The sequence below is a fragment of the Candidatus Pedobacter colombiensis genome (assembly GCA_029202485.1).
GTDB classification, from domain to species: Bacteria; Bacteroidota; Bacteroidia; order Sphingobacteriales; family Sphingobacteriaceae; genus Pedobacter; species Pedobacter colombiensis.
The window spans coordinates 4753212-4776601 of sequence record CP119313.1 but is presented as its reverse complement, the minus strand read 5'-3'; the positions used below and the strand labels follow the sequence as shown (position 1 = coordinate 4776601).

At 37.2% G+C, this 23390-nt stretch carries 22 protein-coding genes; 19 read left to right on the top strand and 3 right to left on the bottom strand.

Annotated features, from left to right (window positions below; translation table 11 throughout):
• The first annotated feature begins 20 nt into the window (after window positions 1-20).
• The 19 genes from P0Y49_19840 to P0Y49_19750 all read left to right on the top strand — a co-directional run bounded on the left by P0Y49_19840 (window position 21) and on the right by P0Y49_19750 (window position 19881).
• The gene (locus P0Y49_19840; protein ID WEK19031.1) at window positions 21-1904 is read left to right on the top strand and encodes a cbb3-type cytochrome c oxidase subunit I; all 1884 of its coding nucleotides are present in this window, start codon (window positions 21-23) and stop codon (window positions 1902-1904) included.
• Between the two features lie 89 nt (window positions 1905-1993).
• On the top strand, window positions 1994-3058 hold the full coding sequence (locus P0Y49_19835; GenBank protein WEK19030.1) for a COX15/CtaA family protein: 1065 nt from the start codon (window positions 1994-1996) through the stop codon (window positions 3056-3058).
• An 11-nt stretch (window positions 3059-3069) separates the two neighbouring features.
• Window positions 3070-3948, top strand: coding sequence for a heme o synthase (gene cyoE, locus P0Y49_19830; GenBank protein ID WEK19029.1), 879 nt, complete (start codon window positions 3070-3072; stop codon window positions 3946-3948).
• A 7-nt stretch (window positions 3949-3955) separates the two neighbouring features.
• Window positions 3956-4546: a cytochrome c oxidase subunit 3 gene (locus P0Y49_19825; protein WEK19028.1), complete on the top strand. Its 591-nt coding sequence runs from the start codon at window positions 3956-3958 to the stop codon at window positions 4544-4546.
• A 30-nt stretch (window positions 4547-4576) separates the two neighbouring features.
• A complete protein-coding gene (locus P0Y49_19820; GenBank protein WEK19027.1) occupies window positions 4577-5284 on the top strand; it encodes a cytochrome c oxidase subunit 3 in 708 nt (235 codons plus the stop codon).
• Window positions 5285-5304: 20 nt separating this feature from the next.
• A complete protein-coding gene (locus tag P0Y49_19815; GenBank protein ID WEK19026.1) occupies window positions 5305-5661 on the top strand; it encodes a cytochrome C oxidase subunit IV family protein in 357 nt (118 codons plus the stop codon).
• Window positions 5661-6368 carry an SCO family protein gene (locus P0Y49_19810; GenBank protein ID WEK19025.1) on the top strand — a complete coding sequence of 236 codons (708 nt, stop codon included), beginning with the start codon at window positions 5661-5663 and terminating at the stop codon, window positions 6366-6368. Before P0Y49_19815 ends, P0Y49_19810 begins: the two co-directional genes overlap by 1 nt.
• Before the next feature lie 15 nt (window positions 6369-6383).
• Window positions 6384-6917, top strand: a complete 534-nt coding sequence (locus tag P0Y49_19805) for a DUF420 domain-containing protein (GenBank protein ID WEK19024.1) — start codon at window positions 6384-6386, stop codon at window positions 6915-6917.
• Between the two features lie 156 nt (window positions 6918-7073).
• Complete coding sequence (locus P0Y49_19800; GenBank protein WEK19023.1) at window positions 7074-7712, top strand: RNA polymerase sigma-70 factor; 639 nt, start codon at window positions 7074-7076, stop codon at window positions 7710-7712.
• Between the two features lie 102 nt (window positions 7713-7814).
• Window positions 7815-8777, top strand: a complete 963-nt coding sequence (locus P0Y49_19795) for a FecR domain-containing protein (protein ID WEK19022.1) — start codon at window positions 7815-7817, stop codon at window positions 8775-8777.
• Window positions 8778-8806: 29 nt separating this feature from the next.
• On the top strand, window positions 8807-12418 hold the full coding sequence (locus P0Y49_19790; protein ID WEK19021.1) for a SusC/RagA family TonB-linked outer membrane protein: 3612 nt from the start codon (window positions 8807-8809) through the stop codon (window positions 12416-12418).
• A gap of 16 nt (window positions 12419-12434) precedes the next feature.
• The gene (locus P0Y49_19785; protein ID WEK19020.1) at window positions 12435-13895 is read left to right on the top strand and encodes a RagB/SusD family nutrient uptake outer membrane protein; all 1461 of its coding nucleotides are present in this window, start codon (window positions 12435-12437) and stop codon (window positions 13893-13895) included.
• Between the two features lie 25 nt (window positions 13896-13920).
• Window positions 13921-14769, top strand: coding sequence for a putative zinc-binding metallopeptidase (locus P0Y49_19780; protein ID WEK19019.1), 849 nt, complete (start codon window positions 13921-13923; stop codon window positions 14767-14769).
• Window positions 14770-14785: 16 nt separating this feature from the next.
• Window positions 14786-16066, top strand: coding sequence for a DUF4302 domain-containing protein (locus tag P0Y49_19775; GenBank protein ID WEK19018.1), 1281 nt, complete (start codon window positions 14786-14788; stop codon window positions 16064-16066).
• 18 nt (window positions 16067-16084) lie between these two features.
• Window positions 16085-17341, top strand: coding sequence for a DUF4302 domain-containing protein (locus P0Y49_19770; GenBank protein WEK19017.1), 1257 nt, complete (start codon window positions 16085-16087; stop codon window positions 17339-17341).
• A gap of 219 nt (window positions 17342-17560) precedes the next feature.
• Entirely contained in the window at window positions 17561-17809 is a 249-nt protein-coding gene (locus P0Y49_19765) for a hypothetical protein (GenBank protein WEK19016.1), read from the top strand.
• 57 nt (window positions 17810-17866) lie between these two features.
• Entirely contained in the window at window positions 17867-18265 is a 399-nt protein-coding gene (locus tag P0Y49_19760) for a DUF983 domain-containing protein (protein WEK19015.1), read from the top strand.
• Window positions 18262-18924, top strand: a complete 663-nt coding sequence (locus P0Y49_19755; protein ID WEK19014.1) for a DUF2461 domain-containing protein — start codon at window positions 18262-18264, stop codon at window positions 18922-18924. Before P0Y49_19760 ends, P0Y49_19755 begins: the two co-directional genes overlap by 4 nt.
• Before the next feature lie 114 nt (window positions 18925-19038).
• The gene (locus P0Y49_19750; GenBank protein WEK19013.1) at window positions 19039-19881 is read left to right on the top strand and encodes an OmpA family protein; all 843 of its coding nucleotides are present in this window, start codon (window positions 19039-19041) and stop codon (window positions 19879-19881) included.
• Between the two features lie 539 nt (window positions 19882-20420).
• On the opposite strand, the gene rfbC is transcribed toward P0Y49_19750, so the two are convergent.
• Genes rfbC through P0Y49_19735 form a run of 3 tightly spaced genes read right to left on the bottom strand, consistent with a single transcriptional unit; the run spans window position 20421 to window position 23108 of the window.
• Window positions 20421-20975, bottom strand: a complete 555-nt coding sequence (rfbC, locus tag P0Y49_19745) for a dTDP-4-dehydrorhamnose 3,5-epimerase (protein ID WEK19012.1) — start codon at window positions 20973-20975, stop codon at window positions 20421-20423.
• Window positions 20976-20981: 6 nt separating this feature from the next.
• Window positions 20982-21284 (bottom strand): DUF4286 family protein, encoded by a 303-nt coding sequence (locus tag P0Y49_19740; GenBank protein ID WEK19011.1) that lies wholly within the window; start codon window positions 21282-21284, stop codon window positions 20982-20984.
• 15 nt (window positions 21285-21299) lie between these two features.
• On the bottom strand, window positions 21300-23108 hold the full coding sequence (locus P0Y49_19735; GenBank protein WEK19010.1) for a tetratricopeptide repeat protein: 1809 nt from the start codon (window positions 23106-23108) through the stop codon (window positions 21300-21302).
• Window positions 23109-23390: the final 282 nt, after the last annotated feature.

The window sequence follows — 23390 nt, the reverse complement described above, 5'->3', positions numbered from 1 at the left end:
TAATACTGGAATAGCACATTATGTCAACTATATCATTACACGATACACATAACCACGATAACCATGATGATCATGGGCATCACAAAGAGACCTTCTTAACGAAGTACGTCTTTAGTCAGGATCACAAGATGATTGCGAAGCAGTTCCTGATAACAGGTATTATTATGGCTGTTATTGCAATGGGATTGTCGATATTGTTTCGTTTACAACTTGCATGGCCAGATAAAGACTTCCCTATTTTAGAGACTTTCTTAGGAAAGTGGGCTGAAGGTGGTCGTATCCGACCTGATTTTTACCTTGCTTTAGTGACTATACATGGTACCATCATGGTATTCTTTGTATTGACGGCAGGATTGAGCGGTACTTTTAGTAACTTATTGATACCGCTTCAGATTGGTGCCAGGGATATGGCTTCTCCATTCCTGAACATGCTTTCTTATTGGTTCTTCTTTACTGCTTGTGTAATCATGATGGGTTCATTCTTTATACAAACAGGACCTGCGAGTGCGGGATGGACGGTTTATCCACCATTGTCTGCTTTGCCTACAGCGATTAGCGGTTCTGGTTTGGGTATGACTTTATGGTTAATCAGTATGATACTTTTTGTTGCTTCATCTTTAATGGGTGGTATCAACTATGTAAGTACTATCTTAAACATGCGTACTAAAGGTATGGATCTTTGGAAAATGCCTTTAACTATATGGGCGTTTTTCCTGACTGCAGTTTTGGGTATTTTATCTTTCCCTGTGTTAGTTGCAGGTGTTGTGTTGTTGATCTTCGATAGAAGCTTTGGTACAAGTTTCTACCTTTCTGATATTGTTATGGGGACTCAGATCCTTCCAAATGAAGGTGGATCTCCAATTTTATGGCAGCATTTATTCTGGTTCCTTGGACACCCGGAGGTATATATTGTAATTATGCCGGCAATGGGTTTGTCTTCAGAGATCATGTCTGTAAATTCAAGAAAGCCTATTTTCGGTTACCATGCGATGATTTATTCATTGATCGGTATTACAATCCTTTCATTTATCGTTTGGGGTCACCATATGTTTGTAACCGGTATGAACCCATTATTGGGAGGTGTATTTATGATCACTACGTTGATCATCGCTGTGCCTTCAGCTGTTAAAACATTTAACTGGCTGGCTACATTATGGAGAGGTAACATCAGGTTTACTCCTGCTATGTTATTTGCCATTGGTATGGTTTCATTCTTTATCTCTGGTGGTTTAACTGGTATCTTCTTAGGTAATGCATCTTTAGATATCAACTTACACGATACTTACTTTGTAATTGCCCACTTCCACTTAGTAATGGGATCTGCAGCGATATTTGGTATGCTTGCTGGTGTTTATCACTACTTCCCTAAAATGTTCGGAAGAATGATGAGCAGCAAATTAGGTTATCTACATTTCTGGATTACTTTTGCTTGTGCTTATTTAGTATTCTTCCCATTACACTTCTTAGGATTAGATGGGGTTCCACGTCGTTATTATGCATTCACTGAGTTTGAGTTTATGCAAAAATGGGTTACAGTGAATATCTTGGTTACCTGGTCTGCAATTATCGCAGCACTTGCTCAGGTTGCTTTCTTATTCAACTTCTTCTACTCGATCTTTAAGGGTAAAGTAGCAACTCAAAATCCTTGGGGCGCAAATACATTGGAATGGACTACTCCTGTTGAGCGTTTACATGGTAACTGGCCTGGAGAAATCCCTACGGTATACCGTTGGCCATATGATTACAGTAAGCCTGGAGCTGAAGAAGATTTTATTCCTCAAACAGTTCCTTTTTCACAAACAATGAGCTCAAATATGCCTCATGATTTTGAAGGGAATAGTGAGTCTGAGCGTATACAAAGAGAATGGGAAGAAGAAAACCCTTCTGTAGATGCGTCAAAATAGACTAATACGTAGTATCTAATACGATGAGGTATCTGCAGTAAGTAAATACTTACAACAGGTACCTCATTTTTTTTAATCTAACACATACCATGGTTTCTAAATCTGAAACGAGATTTATCAGGCTAAACCTTACTACAATCGTTGTAACCTTGTTGCTAATTCTGGCAGGAGGGGTAGTACGTAGTACAGGATCTGGTATGGGCTGTCCGGATTGGCCTAAGTGTTTTGATCAATATGTGCCACCTACTCATGTTTCGCAGCTCCCTATCGATTACAAAGAAAAATATGTAGCAGAACGTGTAGCTAAGAATGAGCGGTTTGCTAAAACATTGGAAAAAATGGGCAAAGGTCATTTGGCCGATAGCATCAGGCATGATCAATCTATTCTTCAGCCTGAAACTTTTAATGCTGGAAAAACCTGGACCGAATACATCAACAGATTAATGGGCGCAATCACAGGTTTTCTGTTATTGGGCTTATTACTATTTTCATTTGCCTATAAAGGAAAAGCCAATAGAATCATTGTTCTTAGTTTTTCAAATCTTATTGTTGTTGGTTTTCAAGCCTGGTTGGGCTCAATTGTAGTGTCTACTAATTTAATGCCCTGGATAGTTACCGTACATATGTTACTGGCATTGGTTATATTGGGTATTTTGGTTTATACTTATAATTATACCAATCAGATGCATAAGGAAGACACTGTGATTATGGGTAAGCTAGGTTGGCTTAAGCTTTTAATTTTAGGATCTGTTGTGCTGAGTGTGATACAAATTGTGATTGGTACAGAGGTTAGGGAGGCAATAGATGCAATAGCTAAAGCCTTGTTATACAATGGGCGACATAGCTGGGTTTCGAAGGTTGGAAGCTTATTTTCTTATCACCGCGATTTGGCTATGTTAGTATTGGTTGCCAATATCATCATTTATAAACTGGTTAAAGATAAGTTTAACGGTAAGGCCCTTGCCTTAAGGGTAGGAGGCTCAATTGGGATTGTTTTGATTATTCAGATTGTAACAGGCTTATTATTGTCTAACTTTGCACTTCCACCATATGCACAGGCATTGCATATTTTGTTCTCTACGCTTTTATTTAGCTTACAATATTACTTGTATTTATTAGTTTACAGGACTAGTAGTTACAATCAACAGAATTAATTATATATAAATTGAAAAGGTTTTTCTCAGATTTCTCTAAACTCATAAAATTCAGGTTAACGTTCCTGGTGGTGTTCTCTGCGTCAATTACTTTTTTAATTGGCTCTCAAGTACCAATAGATGGAGTAGTCCCAGGGATCAATTGGACAAATTGGGTCATTTTAATTATTGGGGGCTTTTTGGTTACTTCTGCAGCAAATTGTTTTAATGAAGTAATCGAAGTAGACCTTGATAAATTAATGACCAGGACTAAGGATCGTCCAATGCCTGCAGGTCATATGACTACTGGTCAGGGATTGGTTTCTGGATTGGTTATGGGATTATTGGGGACCTATTTATTGGGTAAATTAAACATTGAGACGGGCTTGCTTTCAGTGTTTTCTATTTTTCTTTATGCCTTTGCATATACACCTTTGAAACGCAAATCTCCAATTGCAGTATTTGTTGGGGCAATTCCAGGCGCTTTACCTCCATTAATTGGATATGTGGCTGCACATGGTAAAATTGATAAAATAGCGGTTATCTTGTTTTTAATCCAGTTTATTTGGCAGTTTCCGCATTTCTGGGCCATTGCCTGGGTATTGGATGATGATTATAAAAAAGCAGGGTTTAGACTTTTGCCAACAACAAAAAGAGATAAAGTAAGTGCTTTTATTACATTTTTAAGCACATTGATATTGATCCCGGTTAGCTTATTGCCTACCATAGATGGTTTCGGGGGATATTATATTGGCGGGGTTTCGTTATTGGCGGGCCTTGTCTTTGCCTGGCTTGGATTTAAGTTGTGGGTAAAGATGGATTTGGACAGTGCCAGAAAGGTGATGTTCTGTTCATTTTTTTACTTACCTCTGGTTCAGCTGGTTTTATTGTTTGATTTTATAATTAAATAAATTTTAAATGGTACACACATTAAAAGAAGAGGATTTAAAGATGGAGGCGGCCTTTAATGCTAAGCCCAGGAAATTTGTCGTATGGTTATTTGTGGTGTCATCAACAATTATGTTTGGTGGCTTTACAAGTTACTATATTGTTTTTGCTGCATCAAAAGGTAAAGGTCATGGTTTGGTATTACCTGATCTTTTCATGTACAGTACAGCGATATTGATTTTGAGTAGTGTTTGCTTATTTATGGCCTCAAAGGCTTTAAAGAATGGCAATATTGCCGGACAGAAATTATTCCTTTGGGGAACATTGGCATTAGGTTGTCTTTTTGGTTATTTGCAAGTTGATGCATGGGGAACTTTGTTTCATACAGGTGCTGCATTTGTCAATAACAATGCAGCTATTTCAATGATTTATGTGGTGTCAGGACTTCACCTGCTACACATTTTTGCTGGATTGTGTTTTGTATCAAGTAGCCTTTTTGGTGCTTATATGGACCTTTCTGCAGAAAGGAGTAAATTCCGGATGGATATTGCTTCTATATTTTGGCATTTTATAGATATATTATGGATATATCTGTATGTTTTTTTACTTTTGAACAGTTAGACTTTTTAACAAACTATTACAATTTATAAAATGAGTTCATTATCACAATTAGATCAGGTAAAAACCACTCCATGGAGCGGAGGCCGCTCGCCGTGGTCAGTAGAATACGGCAAAATAATGATGTGGTTTTTTCTGGTTTCTGATGCATTTACTTTTTCATCATTATTGATTTATTACGGAGCGCAACGCTTTAGTAAGTTTACCTGGCCAGATCCGGATTTGGTTTTTCAGTCTATTCCAGGTATAACCGATAAGGGTGCACCACTGGTATTTGTTGGTCTTATGACCTTTATCCTGATCATGAGCTCTGTAACTATGGTATTGGCTGTTGAGGCTGGGCATAGACGCTCTAAGAAGGAAGTAATCTGGTGGATGGTTGGTACCATTATCGGCGGTTTTATGTTCTTAGGCTGTCAAGCTGCAGAATGGACTCACTTGTTCCACGAAGGTTTTGGATGGGGTAAAATTCCTCCAATGGAAACGTTACATCATTTATTTGACGGTGAAGTATCTACGGTATCTGCTTTACAGTTTTCGAACTTGTTTTTCACTATCACAGGTTTCCACGGATTCCACGTGTTTAGTGGTGTAATCATTAATATCATTATTTTATGCATGACCATTAATGGTACTTTTGAAAAACGCGGACATTACCTAATGGTTGAGAAGGTTGGTTTGTACTGGCACTTTGTAGATCTTGTTTGGGTATTCGTATTTACCTTCTTCTATTTAGTTTAATTTTTCTCAATTAAGATATTATGTCACAACATACAGAACATACGCATGATGAACATGCACACGGTGAGCACGCAGGCTTAGACAAAAAGAAAATTTGGCAGGTATTTGCTATCTTACTTGGCATTACTATAATTGAGTTTATTATTGCTTTATGGGCAATTCCTGGTAAACACATGTCTCAGCACGTTGGAAATTATGTTTATATTGTATTGACTTTATTTAAAGCCTTTTACATTATTGCTTATTTCATGCACCTTAAATATGAGAAACTGGGGCTTAAACTTGCAGTTTCCGTCGTTTTTATTTTCATATGTTACTTTATAGTTTTAATGTTAATTGAAGGCGGATATTTACACTTACACATGCCTTTGGTTTAATGAAGGGTACTTCAATAAAAAAAGTTTTAATCCTGGTCACCATATTAGCGGTACCAGGATTTTTGTATTATTTGCTACAGGATCAAGGCAAGAACAGGTATAAACCATTGCCTATTTTTGGTCCAAAGAAAGTCGCCACTACTTTTCATTCAGTTCGTGGAAAACAAATCCCTGATACGATATATTATCGGGTTGGTAATTTTAAGCTGATCAACCAAGCCGGTGATACTGTAACTGCCAAACATTATGACGGAAAAATTCTGGTTATAAACTTGATTTATACTAAGGGAAACACTTCTTCCGTTGATATTGCAAATAAAGCAATGGAATCTTTTGAATTTACTTACAGACCAAATAAGGTGGTAAATCTTATCAGCTTAAGTATAGATCCATTGTATGACACTCCAGAGCGTTTAAAACCGTTTGCAGAACGACTTTCTGCTAAACCAGGTAAATGGGATCTTTTAACCGGAGACAGCACCCAAATCTTCGACTTAATTAACAAAGGATTATCTGTCGATGCCCATCAGGAGATTGTGAAAGGTGAAAAGAGATTCGTTTATAGCAACATGTTTGTTCTACTGGATTTCCAACACCGCATCAGGGGGTATTATGAAGCCACTAGTCAGGCGGATATGAATAAATTAGATGATGAGATCAAGGTATTGATCACAGAAGAATTAAGAAACACTAACGACGGAAGATAATTCGTCACTTGATATATGAGTAACAACAGCCCAATTGAACAGAAGTATAATAGATGGATCATTTTGCTCTCAATTGTTATTCCATTGGCCGTAGCCGTATTGTTTTATGTTAAAATCCCTAATGCTACACCACTACCATTTTTGCCACCAATATATGCAACCATTAATGGTATAACAGCAGTTTTATTGGTTATTGCCGTAATGGCTGTTAAAAATGGAAAACGGAAATTGCACGAAAACTTAATGAAATGTGCAATTGCATGTTCATTGCTATTTCTAGGGATGTATATTGCCTATCACATGACTACTCCGTCTACTAAATTTGGAGGCGAAGGGAGCATTAAGTATGTTTATTTTTTTATCCTGCTTACGCATATACTCTTGTCTATTGCCATTATACCTTTGGTATTGATTACGTATGTAAGGGCTTTGGCAGAGCGCTTTGATAAGCATCGTAAAATAGCAAAGGTCACGTTTCCACTGTGGTTATATGTTGCCGTTACCGGCGTAGTTGTATACCTGATGATCTCGCCTTATTATAGCTACTAGTTTTTAACAGGTTTTTTCCAGTTTACTGACTTCCATTTTAATAAATACCACAGAATTTTGAGGCCTTTTCAAAATTCTGTGGTGATTTGTGACATGATTTTGCATCATAAGTTGTAAATTCGATTTTTAAACTAATTAACCTTTCAATCACCCCTAATGTTAAAGGACCTGAAGATCCACGGAAGAGCAACTGATGCTATTGCCACGGGGCAGGATTTGCTGTCACTGATTGCTGGTGGGGATAAAGACGCATTTACCAATTTTTACCTTGATAATTTTAGAAAGCTAATTTTAGTTTCTGATAAGTATGTTCAAAGCATTCCTGTGGCGGAAGAGCTGGTACAGGATATTTTTTTGAGAATATGGGAGGACCAGGAGGCCCTTCTGGAAATTAAATCCGTTAAAGCCTATCTGTACCGCAGTGTGGTGAACTCCTCTATCAACTACATCAATCGGCAAAGAAGTATTGAGAAACATCACTTACAAATTTCGGGGAATATTTCTTCTGAGGATATTGATTTACAAGACACTCACAATGAGTTAATTGTGCTTTTATACGACGAAATTGCTCGGTTGCCAGAAAAATGCCAACGAGTTTTTAAAATGAGTAGGTTAGAAGGTATGAAATATAGAGATATAGCGAACCAGCTTGGGATTTCGGAGAAGACGGTAGAGAATCATATGGGAAATGCCCTCAAAACACTTAGATACCGTATTCTTGAGCAGGCAATCGATGCAAATACAGGGGGGAACCGATTTAAATATTTCAGTTTAATGACCATGTACTTGTACTAAGGGAAGCTTAATCTAAGCTTATTTCAAAAAAAATGTTTTTTTATGTAAAATGACTAGGGGTTTTTATTGATCCATTTGTCTTATATAAAAAACAGAAATCACTTGCAAGAAAAACTACCTATTCAGGATATCATCCTGAGCTATCTTAACCAACCTGAGGACCCCGCTTTAATTAAACAAATTGATCAGTTGAGGGCTGCTTCTGAAGAAAATGAAGCTTATTTTCAATCCACTAAAATGCTTTGGGAAGCTGCTGCAGAAACCAAAAAATTGGAAGAGGTTAATGTAGGGAATTCAGCTATTAATTTTAAAACTCAGTTGAATGAGCTTAGCCCTGTTGCTGTTCGTAAGCGCTCCATATGGCCGAAAATTGCGGTTGCTGTTGTCATTTTTGCTGCTGGTTTCTGGATGTACAAAGAAAAGCTAGAGGTTCATTACTTCGTTAAACAAACGGGATCACAAATTGATTCCGTATTACTCAGTGATGGAACTAAGGTCATTTTGGCAGAAAACAGTACTGTTCAATATCCTGATAAGTTTACAGGAGATAATAGGCCAATTACTCTGTTGAAAGGACGTGGGTTCTTCTTAGTGTCAAAAGATGCTGCTCATCCTTTTGAGATTTCGATAGGACCATCTACCGTTAAGGTTTTGGGTACTTCATTTAACATTGACTATTCTGACCGTAAAATTGATGTTTCTGTGAAAACAGGACGGGTCATGTTTACGCCGAATAAAAAAAGTGCGCCATCTATATTGGTTGCTGGTGATGCGGTAAGCTATAACCTTATTAAAAACCAACTTACACAGGAAAATGGAATTAATTCCAATGGATGGTTAACCAAAGAGCTTCATTTTGTTGACATGCCTTTGGATGCGGTTTGTAAAGAGTTAAGCAGCTACTATAACGTAAAAGTTATATTGTTGGATCACATGAAAATCGCGAAAAAGTTAAACGCCAAATTTAGTAACAGCAGTATAGACGAAGTACTTAAGGTTCTTAAGGAAACCTACCCAATTCAGGTACAACAGAAAGACAACAATATTTATATCAAGAATTTATAATCAACTAAACACCTATTAACTATTATTTTATGGAGAAAAACTACAAAAAGACCATACGAAGACTGAGTCACTCCCTAATGGGCGGGTTACTCTGCGCTCTCCTTTGTGTGTCACTAGTTCGTGCAGAAAGTGTACAAAAGGGGCTGCTCATGGCTGAGCGGCTAGACAATTACCTTAAAAAGATAGAACTTGCCTATCAGGTGAGTTTTGTCTACGACGCAAGTCAGATCAACAAATCGATGAGTATTGATGTGCCATCAAAGCTAACCTCTATTAATTCCGATTTAGAACCACTAAAAGCAAACGGAATCAATTACAGTATTGTAGGTAAACAAGTTATACTTAAAAAAGTTATTGAATCTGCGGCTAAGCAGGATTTGATTGTTAAAGGACATGTAACCTCAAGTAAAGACAAGGAGTCCATACCAGGTGTGAGTGTCAAAGAAAAAGGAGCTGGAAATGGCGTTTCAACCAATGGAGAGGGGTTTTATCAAATTAGAGTGAGAGACGCTGCTACACTTGTTTTCTCTGCAATTGGATATAAAACAAAAGAGGTTGTTATTTCTGGAAGAACATCTATTGATGTTGCTTTAGAGGATGATGTGAGCCAGCTGAAAGAAGTTATGATTTCAACGGGTTATCAAAATATCAGTAAGAAGCTATTTACAGGTTCTGCTGTTACGTTGACTGGTGCAGAAGCGAAACGTGATGGTATTGCCGATGTAAGTAGAATGCTTGAAGGTCGTGTAGCTGGGGTTTCAGTACAAAACGTGTCAGGAACTTTTGGTGCTGCCCCGAAGATTCGAGTTCGTGGAGCTACATCTATCACCGGTGATAATAAGCCATTATGGGTTGTAGATGGAGTGGTATTAGAAGATATTGTTAACGTTTCTAATGAACAACTTTCTACCGGAGATCCAAGTACCTTATTGGGATCTGCAGTAGCTGGATTAAACTCTGACGATATTGAAAGCTTCCAGATTTTAAAGGATGCTTCGGCTACTTCACTTTATGGCGCAAGGGCGATGAATGGTGTGATTTTAATTACCACTAAGAAAGGTAAAGTTGGTGATGGCTCTCCGGCAATCTCTTATACTGCCAATTTATCAAGTTACCTGAAGCCTACTTACAGAACATTTGACATTATGAACTCTTATGATCAAATGTCTGTATATTCTGAAATGTACCGTAAGGGTTTACTTAATTACAGTACAACTGTAAATGAAGCAAATGGCGGCGTTTATAAAAAACTATTTCAGAGTTTAGACTTCCTACCAGGGTCGACAGTCCCAACTGTTATCAATACATTAGATGGGCGCTCTGCATTTTTAACACGCTATGCGAATGCAAATACGGATTGGTTTGATGAATTGTTTAAAAATTCATTTATGCAAGAACATTCCCTGAGTATTTCAACAGGTACTGATAAATCCCAAATGTATTATTCAACAAGTTATTTGAAAGATAATGGTTGGACCATAGGAGATAAAGTACAAAGGTTTACAGGTAATATTAGGGGGAACTGGAAAATCAATGATAAAATTAGTTTTGGCTTAATCACAACCGGATCTATTCGTGATCAAAAAGCGCCAGGGACGTTGGGACGCACAACAAATCCTGTTACAGGAGAGTATTCAAGAGATTTCGATTTGAACCCATTTAGTTATGCATTGAATACGAGTCGTACCTTGACTCCATACGATGAAAATGGAAATCTGGAATATTTTACCAGAAATTATGCGCCATTTAACATTATTGATGAGTTACGGAAAAATACATTAGACTTAACACAGATAGATTTTAAGGTACAAGGAGAAGGTCAATATAAAATTTTAAAGAATTTGACTTATAATTTCCTTGGTTCTTACCGATATACAAAAAGCGGACAGGAACATAAAGTGTTTGATGATTCAAATACAGCGAATGCTTACCGTGCAGGAGTCTATCCTGAAAATGCGTTTATCAGAGATCATAATAGATTTCTGTACAGGAATCCTACTGATCTTGATGCTTATGCTATTTCAGTACTTCCGAATGGTGGTATTTATTATACCAACGATGACTTTTTGAAGAGTTTCTTTGTTAGAAATAGTTTTGATTGGAATCAAACTTTCAATGAAAAACACATTGTCAGGGTTTTTGCTTCTCAAGAATTACGTTATGCTGATAGACAGAATACCCAGTTTACAGGTTATGGATACCAATATGACAAAGGTGGAACTCCTTTTATCGATCCTAATGCTATTAAACAAGCTGTTGAAGGTAACTTCAACTATTATTCAATGACACGTAATTTTGACCGTTATGTAGCGTTTGCAGGTACTGCTTCTTATTCATATAATAATAAATACCAACTTAATGGAACCATTAGATATGATGGATCGAATCAGGTTGGTGAATCTGCTCAAGCGCGTTGGCTTCCGACCTGGAATGTGAGTGGATCCTGGAATGCTGACGAAGAAGAGTTTATGAAACGTCAGGAAACCATTAGCAAATTAACACTTAGGGCAACATACGGATTAACTGCAAGTTTAGGAAGTGCGACGAATTCAAGCTTAATTGTTAGAAGCTCAAGTACACTACGTCCGCGTTTGTCTGAAATTGAAAACAGACTAACAATCGCATCTCTTGCGAACTCTGAATTAACCTGGGAGAAGCAATACGAGGCTAACATCGGTTTGGATGTTGGATTGTTTAAAAACAGACTGAACGTGGTAGTTGATGCTTATAGAAGAAGTGGTTTTGACTTAATCGGACGAATTAGAAATTCTGGTATTGGCGGTGAAGTGCTTAAATATGCTAACTATGCTGATATGATTTCAAAAGGTATAGAGGGCTCTGTAGGTGGTGATATCGTGAGGAAAAAAGATTGGGGCTGGAAATCACAAATTACTTTTGGATATAACAAAGGTAAGATTACCAATTTGAAAGGCGAACCATCAATTTTTGATTTGGTTGGACCTGATGGCGGACCCCAGATTGGTCATCCATACAGAGGTTTGTACTCAATTGATTTTCAAAAATTGTCAGCTGATAGTGGAGTTCCTTTCTTTATCAACGAAGCCGGACAATTAAGTAATGAAGTATATTTACAAAGTACGATTACTGATTATTTGAAATATGAAGGACCGATTGACCCATTGTTTAATGGGGGCTTTTATAACTCCTTCAATTATAAAAATTTCACTGCATCGATTTTGCTTACCTTTAGTGCTGGCAATAAAGTACGTCTAAATCCAGCTTATAAAAATGTTTATTCTGATCTGGATGCAACTCCAAATGATTTCCTGAATCGTTTCTTGTTTTATGGAGATTCAGGGACACCATCTATTTTAGATCCTAGAAATCGTACAGCCTTAAATGGTGCTTATCCATATAATGCTTATAATTATTCAACTGAACGTGTTGCTGATGGTGGGTTTGTTCGACTTAAATCAATTTCTTTTGGTTACATTTTGCCTAAACAAACCATTAACAGAATCGGATTTAAAACTGCTTCATTGAATATTGTAGGTAATAACTTATTCCTAATTTACTCAGATAAGAAATTGAATGGACAGGATCCTGAATTCTTTAGTTCGGGTGGAGTTGCCTTGCCTATTCCTCAACAATTTACTTTATCGTTAAAGGTTGGACTATAATTAAACTAGACTAGAAATGAAACATACTATAAAATATTTAACATTAATTGCGATACTTACTTCTGCAAGTAGTTGTAAGAAATATTTAGAGCAGGCTCCAGATTTAAGAGCTACTATTAATACTCCAGCGAAAGTTTCGGAGTTACTAGTTACTGCATATCCGCGGGGCAGCTATATCACTTTTTGTGAAGCTGCTAGTGATAATGCAGAGGATAAGGGTATAGCAGCAACAGATGAGGATTTACCAGCAAAACCGGTTAATCGTGATGCGTGGTACTTTAGAGATATCAAAAGTAATGATACTGATTCACCTGATAATTATTGGAATGAATGCTATGCAGCTATTGCGGTTGCAAACCAGGCTTTAGCTTCTATTAAGGCTAATGGTAATCCTCAGGCTTATACCGCACAAACAGGCGAAGCCCTTGTGGCCAGAGCTTATGCACATTTTATGCTGGTTACACTGTTTTCACATGTGTACGATGTATCTACGGCAGAAACTGATCCTGGTGTTCCATATGTTACCGAGCCAGAAGTTGTTGTGTTTAAAAAGTATTCACGCAAAACAGTTGCTTATGTGTATCAGCAAATTGAAAAGGACTTAACTGAAGGATTGCCATTAATCAATGACAATTCTTATAAAATACCTAAATACCATTTCACAACTTCTGCTGCGCACGCTTTTGCTGCAAGGTTCTATCTGTTTAAAAAAGATTATGCAAAGGTTGTTGAGCATGCTAACCTGGTATTCCCGGGTGGTAACATTGCCGCTAATCTTAGAAATTTTGTCATTCCGGCATTTACTACTTTAGAGTATGGTGCCAGACAGGCACTTTATACTGCAGCTGACAATCCTGCTAATATTTTGTTACAAGAGACGGAAACCGGATGGGCTAGATCATATCCTTCTTACCGTTACGCATTAACCAATAATCTGCTGTATAAAACAATGTTTGGTCCAAATGTGACCGGTGCAAACTGGGATTATAAGGTTTCAGGAAGAGAATTTACTTTGAATACAAGTAAATTTTCGGAACATTTTGTAAAGACCAATCCGAATTCTGATGTGGGCGATAGTTACGCAATGATTCCTATTTTCTCAGCGGAAGAAGTTTTATTTAACAGGGCAGAAGCAAATGCTTATTTAGGCAATTCAGATGCAGCTTTAAAAGATCTAACGGATTTTGTAAATAAGAGGATTATTGCGGGTAGTACAGTTACTGCCGCAAAAATTACCAGTTATTATAAGCCGGTAAGCCTTAGCGCTGGTATTGTTCAAACCGTATTGGATTTTAAAAAGACGGAATATTTATTTGAAGGGTTAAGATGGTTTGATATTTTAAGGTATAACCTTCCGGTTGTCCATAAAACCGCTGATTTGTTAACCACGCTAACCTTAGGGCCAAATGATCCGAGAAGGGTGTTCCAGATTCCTGAACAAGCTACCTTGGCGGGAATCGAAAGAAATCCACGTTAATCAATTAATATAGAAATTATCAGATATGAAAAAGATATCAGTAATCATGATTTGTTTGATGTGCATCATATTAAACTCATGTAAAAAAGAAACACTACCGGATACACCAATTGTTGGTTTGGGTGGAGACTATTGGGTGCCGGGTGCACTTGATGCCTATATAAAAACAAACTTTACAGATCCATTAAATATAGAAGTTAAATACAAATGGGATCCATGGGAAACTAAATACAATAAAAACATGGCCCCTGTTGATGAATCGGTAGTTATTCCTGTACTTGAGGCTACTCAGAAAATCTGGATCCAGCCTTACCAAAAACTGGCTGGAATGGAATTCATGAGACAGTTGGCTCCGAAACAACTTGTATTGATTGGTAGTGCAGAATACAATTCTGACGGGACCATTACTTTAGGGGAAGCGGAGGGAGGTAAGCGGATTTCATTACTTGTCGCAAACTCTTACAACCGAAAAAATGCTGCAATTGTTAAACAGATGTTGCATACAATCAACCATGAGTTTGGACATATTTTGCACCAGAATATTAACTATCCAAGAGATTTTAAGAGAATAAGCGAGTTTTACTACACTTCAAGTTGGTTCAATACCACCAATGTACAGGCAAATGCTCAGGGTTTAGTTACTGCCTATGCAAAGGTGGGAGCAGATGACGATTGGGTAGAAACTATTGCTTATTTATTAGTTGAAGGACAAACTGCGTTTGATGCAATGGTTGCAGCGAATCCAGGTTATGCTGCAACTACATTAAGAACTAAAGAAGCGATGGTAGTTGATTATTACCGTACTGCTTACAAAATAGATTTCAGAGCATTACAGGCCGAAATCAAAGCCGCAATTATAGCCATCAGTCAATAATTTAACCTAATTAAAAATGAAAAAGATAATATTATATGGGTTGCTTTTGATGAGTTTAGGCGCCTGTAAAAAAATTAACAATGAGCCAGACAAAAGACCAGATGTGCGTTTAACAGAAGCATTAACAGCATATCAGGATCAATTAGTAGGTTCTCCGAATGGTTGGATTGGTTATTTATATCCAAAAGGTGGAGGTGGATACACTTTCAAATTTAAATTTGATAAGAATAATCGGGTTGTTACATACTCTGATCTGAAGAGCGCTTACTCTACTACTTCTAAAGAAAGTTCATACCGTTTACGTGCAGCTCAGGTGCCTTCACTTTATTTTGATACTTATACGTATTTAAATATCATTGCCGATCCGGATCCATCAATAAGTGGCGGTTCTGCAACTGGAAATGGAAAAGAATCAGATTTTGAGTTTTCGTTCATTTCTGTGAGTCCTGATACGATAAAGTTACGGGGGAATTTTAACAAGAGTGATTTGGTATTAGTTAGAGCGCAGGCTGATCAAGGAGATGATTATATCGCAAAAGCTTTCAACACCAATTTGTTAATTGGTAAATTGAATACTTTTTCTTATTACTACAATCAATTGACAATAGGTGGTAAGAAATATAATATGACCATCAATACGAGCATGCATACCATTAGTTTTTATTATCTGAACAATGGTGTCTTTACTCGTTTTACTACCGAATATGCGACTGCGGCAACGGGTATTGTATTAAGAAAGCCATTTATTGATGGGGATATTGTAGTTGCAGAATTTCACGATTTCATTGTAAATGATGCTGCCAAAACCATGACTATGGTTGCTGGTAAAACCTCAGCTTCGACAACGAACGAACCTGTTCCCTTAGTTATTGATACAGACGCCCCAAGGCGAATGGTTTCTGCTGGCTATGCTTTTACCAGTGATTTTGGCTTTACTATGAATGGAGTAGAAAATGCCCAAAAAGTAACTAATATTCCAGGATATCTGGGTATAGAGTATAATTTTAATTATGCACAAGGATATGATGCATTGACGTTCTATTATAGAAATACTCAGGGTAAGGTAGCATCTTATGCGCCAGCATTCTTAAATCAAATGACAGCCGATGGAAAATTGCTGTTGTACGGTTATGCAGGTGCTTTTGGGACTAGTCCCGGAACTGCTGGTGCAACCATCATAACTGCAGTTCGAACTCAATTGCTAGATAATCAAGGTTATTATGTATATGAAACTGGTTTGAATAGTTTTGACTTGGTAAGTGTTAAGGATAGTAAAAATTGGATTAGATTCTATTAACGGTTTAGATAAATGAAAATGAAAAATATAATATACTTAATGATTCTGTTTACGGGCCTCTCTGCCTGTAAGAAGGATCGGATTGTGAGCTATGAAATTGAAAAATCTTTTCAAGATCCAACGTTGAAATTTGAAGATTTCAAAAAGGCGATTGCTGCTGGTACTGATGGCTTTCAGATGATTATTGAATCGAAATCTGGGAGTATCTGTGGTGGATATATCAAATTTGATGGAGCTGGGAATGCTAAGTTTGTATCTGATAATAATGCTTCAAATGCGTTAACACCTAAAGACACTAAATACAGTCTGAATGTAATTCAGACGAATTCTGTACTTGGGTTTGGTAAGAGCAGTAGCTTTGGCCTTTTTGCTGCAGGCTTAGCCGCAGATACTTCATATAGTTATAAAATGAGTGCTGGTGATACTTTGAAGCTTGTTGGGAATACGTCAGGTACAAATCTGAAGTTAATTAAGGTTGCTAAAAAGTCTGGTGATGATTACCTGGCCGGTGGAATGTCTACTGCTATGTCCAAGTGGCCAACTTTAAATACCTTTAAGTATTATTTTAAGCGATTTACAGTCTCAGGCAAAACCTATGATATTGTAATTAACTCCAAATTAAAATATGTTACAATCAACTCCTTAGTTGGAACAAGTTTTAAGCGTTTTACAACAAGTTATGTATATTCAAGTAATGGTATTACATTACTTCAACAATTTGTAGATGGAACATTGACTGTCAGTAATTTGAGCGATTTAGTTGTTTCTGCAAATGCTGGTACAGGAAATGCAGGTACAAATCCGTTTACCATCGCAAATGCTTCCACACCGTTGGTTTATGATACAGGTGCAGCCGCGGCTTTTTATGCTGGTGGATCAACTGCAATATTTTCAGGTATCGTAAGTTGGGTAAGTTATACCGGATATACTATTGAAGGAGTTCAGGATGCTTACGGCGTTACGACTATTCCTGGATTTAACTATTTGTCGTTTACGGCAAGATATCAACCTACATATGACAGATTGGGCTTTACTGCTAACTTAGCACTGCAAGCATATGGTCCGGCAATTCCTACCACAATTAAACCAAATGGCACGATTGCATTTTCTAATTTTGGATCATTTGGAACTGCGGCTGTCGCGATAAGAACCATTGTTACAAACGTTACAAATCAGACTGTAGATGCGCTTGGATATTATGTAATCCAGTCAGGTCCAAATCAATTTGATTTGGTTAACGTGAAAGATGGTACTATCTGGATCAGTTTTGAATAATTTATTAATATCAAATTAATTGCTCACCATAAAGCCCTCGAAATTTTCGGGGGCTTTTTTAATTACTGTTTTCCATGCTTCAATTTTTTCTCTGGCATCTTTCTCCGATAGAAAACAGCTGGTATTCAAACACTCATCACGGAAGCTTCTATTGAAGGGTGCTACAATGTTTCGAAATTCCTTATCCACCATTAACCTTCTTTCCCTATATTTGTAAATATGAAAAGGATTGCATTCGTCTTCGTTTTTATCATATTATCTGCCATTGCTGTAAGCAATACAGCCAATGCGCAATGTGCCATGTGTACGGTTAATGCTGAGCAAAGTGTTAAAAATGGCAATACCCAAGGTAATGGCTTAAATATAGGTATTTTATATCTGCTAGCTATCCCTTATGTTTTGCTTACCGGTGTTGGCGTTTTATGGTATGTGAAATTCCGTAAAAGAACAACGCAAGGGACTTCATAGCTACTATAAATATTTAATTCATCTTCCCGCATCAAATATGCGGTATTCTGATATCCTATGCAGAAAACATCCAAGCTTTACGCAATCATACATAGCAAATGCCCACAATGTCGCAGAGGCGATATCTTTACAGGAAGCTTGTATGGCTTCAATGTACAAAGAACAAATACAGTTTGTCCTCATTGTGGACAGCGATTTGAAATAGAACCAGGGTATTTTTATGCAGCGATGTATGTCAGTTATGCGATGAATTGCGCCGAAATGATTAGCCTGGGAGTTGCTACTTATGTTTTATCCAGCGGCCGTTTGGATTTTGAGTCCTTCTGGCTTTATCTAGGTGTAATTTTTACAGGATGTTTACTTTTAGCTCCTTTCAATTATCGCTATTCCCGAGTGATTTTATTACATTGGCTATCTCCAAAAATAAAGTATAACGCCTATTACGATAAGCCATGATTAAGCCCGAAACACTTGCCTTTATAGCAGACGTAGCAGAAAATAATAACCGCGAATGGTTTGCTGAAAATAAAGAAAGGTATGAAATTGCCAAAACCGATGTGTTGACCTTTATTGATCAGCTGATCCCACTGCTTGCTGCTGCCGATCCTGAATTTTCTATAGAAACCCAGGCAAAAAAATGCTTGCTGCGAATTTATAGGGATGTACGGTTTAGTAAGAATAAAGATCCTTATAAAAACAATTACGGGATTTCTTTTGGCGTAAAGGGAAAAGGCGTAAATGAACCCGGTTATTATCTCCATATACAACCCGGGAGCTGCTTTTTTGGAGCAGGATTTTGGATGCCTGAAGCATCAGATTTGAAAAAGATTAGAGAAGAGATAGATTACAATACAGCCGATTTTCTGGAAATCATCAATAAGGAAAGCTTTAAAAATACGTTTAAGCTGAGTGAGGAAGATAAGTTGAAAAAAGCCCCAAAAGGTTATGAGACCGATCATCCTCAGATAGAACTGTTGAAGCTGAAAAGCTTTATTGCTACTTTTCCCATTAAGGATGAAGAGTTTTTAAAACCCGGAATCGTTAATAAGTTGAAAAATGCTTTTGAAAGTGTATATCCTTTTATTCTATTTTTGAGAAAAGCAGTTGAGCAATAGTTTTTGCGAAAGCTAAATTAAAACGCAAAACACAAATGAACCATAATAGTCTACTACCTGAAAGTTAAATCGGGCTTAGGCAGACTTGTAATCCTTAACAACCAATATACACTAATGAAGAAAATCAGTTTGTTTTTATTTGTCGGATTGTTTGCGAGTGCATTCACGTCCTGCGTAGTTCTGTCGCCTCAAAAGTATAAATCATTACTGGCCAAACAAGATTCCTTAAGCAAGGGCTGGAATGAGTCACAGTTGATGAACGAAAATCTGGAAAGCTTAATTGCTAAACTGCGAAAAGATACAACCGGATTAAGTAGCGCATTAAGCGATTTAAAGGGTAGATATTCCGAAATGGATAACAACTATACAAAATTGCGTAGTAATAGCTCCAATGAGATTAATAAGCTGTCTGCCGACTTAAAAAAACGGGAGCAAAGACTTAAAGAGGTAGAGGAGATTTTGCGTAAGCGTGATGAAGCTACCAATCAGCTGAAAGAAAAATTGCAACAAGCTTTATTGGGCTTTACTAAAAATGGTTTAACTGTGGAGATCCGTAATGGTAAAGTATACGTTTCATTAATGGATAAACTACTGTTCCCTTCAGGCAGTATCATCATTGATGAAAAAGGAAAACAAGCTTTAAGCCAGCTTGCCGATGTATTGAAACAACAACCTGAAATTAATATAGCTGTTGAAGGACATACTGATTCTCAAAAGATTACCAATCTTGGTCAGATTAAAGACAACTGGGATTTAAGTGTATTGCGCTCTACCTCAGTGGTACGTTATTTAACCGAAGTGAGCAAAGTAGAAGGGGTACGTATGACGGCGACAGGTAAAGGCGAGTTCCAGCCACTTGCTCCAAATACTTCGGCTGAAAGCAGAAGTAAAAACCGTAGAATTGAGATTGTGCTCTCGCCGAAATTAGATGAGTTGTACAACTTGATTAAACAATAGAGTGGCTGTGAATGTAAATTTGCAGTAGCTCTGTATAAACACTAGGGAAACTCAGTTTATACAACCTTAGTTAAATAAGAGAATTTTTTTTATTTAACTAAGGTTGTTTTAGGAATTGAATCTATGACTGTTGGCATCATTGGATGATCATAGGGTCTATAGATACAACTGTTTAAAGTATTTTAGAGAAATTGATTGCCATGGCATTAAGTATTTAATGCATTGTGCTTTCGGTAAGATGTTAATTTGAACTAGTCGTAGAATGTCTGTGAACTTCCTATAAACAAAAACATAGGCGAATAAACTTATACAAAAAAGAGCAGGAGATAGGTTCTTATTTTTGGATAAAATGTAAAGGACAATCAAAGGAGTAAATATCAATAGGTAATAAACTATTTTATTTTTCAACATAGCTTGAGAAGTTATTTTACACTAATAAATATAAGAAAATAAATACTGAGAACCTATTTTTTAAAAGGGGAATTAAGTGAGTTTTTTATAGAACATCATAGCTAATAACTAATAAGCATAGAATGACCCTAAAAAGGACTTTCAAAAACCCTGAAATTGGAAAGCACCTGATCTTTGTCAGAAAGTAAAAATTCAGATTCCGGAATATCCTTGCTCCATTGAATGTTCAAATCCGGATCATTCCACATTACACCTATTTCCGATTCTTTATGATAATAGTTACTCACTTTGTAAGTGAAAATGGTTTGATCTTCAAGTGTCAGGAAGCCATGTAAAAAGCCTGGGGGTACCCAAAGCTGCTTGTGATTCTCACCACTTAGCTCAATCTCAAAATATTGGCCGTAAGTTGGGGATACCTTTCTAATGTCTACTGCAATATCCATAACAGCTCCTTGGAGTACCCGAACCAATTTGCCTTGTTCATAGGGCTTGTTTTGCGCATGAAGTCCACGTAAAGCACCTTTTTGCGAAAAAGATTGATTATCCTGTACAAAGTTTACATCAATACCTGCATCAGCAAGTAATTTGGTGTTATAGCTTTCATAAAAGTAGCCACGGTTGTCCTTCCATACCTTAGGCTCAATAATTAAAAGACCTTCTATTGGTGTTTGAGTAATTTGCATAGGTACTTAAGCGATATATTCCATTAAAGTTTGAAAAGAAACAAATTTATTTTCGAAAAGTCCGTTAGCCTCGGCTTGCAATTTTGGGGCAAAGGTTTCCTGGTAATCAAGGTAATCAGCCATATGATCAACGACATATTGGGCGCAATAGGTTACGCCCTCATTAGGTGAATCCAGCACCCGTAGCAGACGATAAGAAACAAACTTTCCTGATGCCATAACATTAGGAATATGTGTATCCTCCATCCATTTCAGCCAACTATCTGCCGCTGCGTCTTCAATTATTGTAGTTACATTATATAATAGCATCTTGCAAAGATAATACTAAGTGCCAACATTATCACCGCGAAGTTTTCGGAAACGCTTGCGTGCTTCATTGGTATACATGCTTCCCGGGTGATTGTTAATTAATGTTTCATACAGTTTTTTAGCTTGTTCGGTGTCATTTAAGTTATTTTCGTAAAGGTCCGCAAGTATAAATAAAGCATCGTCGGTCCAAATACTGGCTGTTTGTTGCGCTATAAGTCTTTTCAATGTAATTACCGCATTGCTGAAGTCGTTGTTTTTAATATATATCCTTGATTTCGCCATCAAAATAGCATCAACAAGACTATTGCCAGGAAATGCAATGGCGATACTATCCAATTTTGCCAATGCATTTGAAGGGAGATTTCTAAACTGTAGCATTTCAGCATCTGCATACATTTTAAGCGCATTGCTATCTATAGTTGATTGTAGATTATCTGAGATCAGTAAGCTAAGGTTTAAGGCATCGTTGGCAATGAGCTGTGAGGTAGAAGCTTTCAAAACATCGGCTTGTGACTTGGCATAAGTAAAATTCCCCTGGTAAAAAGAAAGTTTGGCCGACCGATATCGGGCCTCATTGCCAATTTCCTGATTTTCGAATTGTTTGGCTACTTGCTCATAGATTAAAAAAGCTTCCCACGGCTGCTGTGTTAAAATATATACATCACCTAGTTCCAGTTTTATTTGTCCGATTTCTGAGGAAGGAATTCCGGGTATGCCCAATATATTTTCGAGCGCAGTTTCGGCCTGTTTAAGATCATTAAGATAGCAGGCCTGAAGGTTAGCAAGTTTTTTTAGCGCAAAAAGTGTTTGCCGGTTTTTCCCATATTCATCAATTATAGTCTGGTATTCTCCGGCTAACGTTGCTATCGTCTTTTTGTCAAATTGACCGGTAATTACTTGTTGATACTTTGCATTGATCATTTCGACTTTTGCAGGTAAGTAATAAGGGTTTTCTTTTCCCTTGGTCAACAAATACTCGTAGGCTTTAATGGCTACCGGATAAGCTTTATTGTCCAGAAAAGTATTTATGGTATTAAACAAGATGGATCCATCATCCTTTATGCGTTTGTCTTGCGCAATAAGTTGCCTTAAAGCCATGTCATATTCCTGCTGTTGCAAGTATTGCCAAATCAGTAGCTTGGTGTAAATTTCTATCTGCGGCTCTTTTTGTATTTTTTTTAGCAGGGCTGATTGTAAAATCTGATAGTCAGTATTGTCTTCGAATACACTTGATAGAACGCTTTCTGCTTGTGGCAGCAATTGAGGCATTTCAGGAAGGGCATTCAGGTATTCTTGAATCAGCATGTTTTTGTCTTTCTTGTAACGGTAAATACTCAACAACTCATAAGTAAAAGGCTTGTTGTCGTCCAATATTTTTCGTCCCTGTAAAAAGGCAGTTACAGCAAGGTCATATGCCTGGAAACTATAAAAATGATTTGCAATTTCTCTGATTTTAAATTCGTCCGGAGGCAGGTTATTGATCACCTGTAGGTATAGTTTATTAGCGGCTTCTGTTTGCCCTTTATCCTGGTAAATTCTTGCCAGAGCAATGCCATAGCCTAAATTCTTTGAATCTTGTTTGATTAGCTTTTTAACCAGTTTTTCAGCCTCATCATACTTTTTTAGTTTAAGCAGAGACGTAAAATAGAGTTCAAAATAAGTATCGCTTTTGACCCTATTAAATAGTTTTTCAAGCAAAACCACAGCTTGCTGATATTGGCCTTGTTGATAATATTGGTAGGCCAAAGCATCATCCACATTGTCTTGTCCAAGGCAAACGAGGTTTGCAAAACAAAATACAATGATGATGGACAATTTTTTCATTTCCTGGATTAAAGTTCCGAAGTCTAAAATTAGCTATTTTTCACTAACTTCCCTCTGGGAATAATGTATAATCAATACCTTCTATAAAGCCAAGTCCTCACATGACTCACACATTCTACACACTTCCTTCACAAAAAAGTACCTGATTGTGGGTTTGGTGTGAAGGAAGTGTGTAGAAGGTGTGAAGAAACGTGCTGCTTGTGAAGGAAGGTGATGAAGCGTAACATTAAGGTTTTAAAGTAACAATATTGGTGTATTGCCTATTTACAAAGCGGGCGTTGC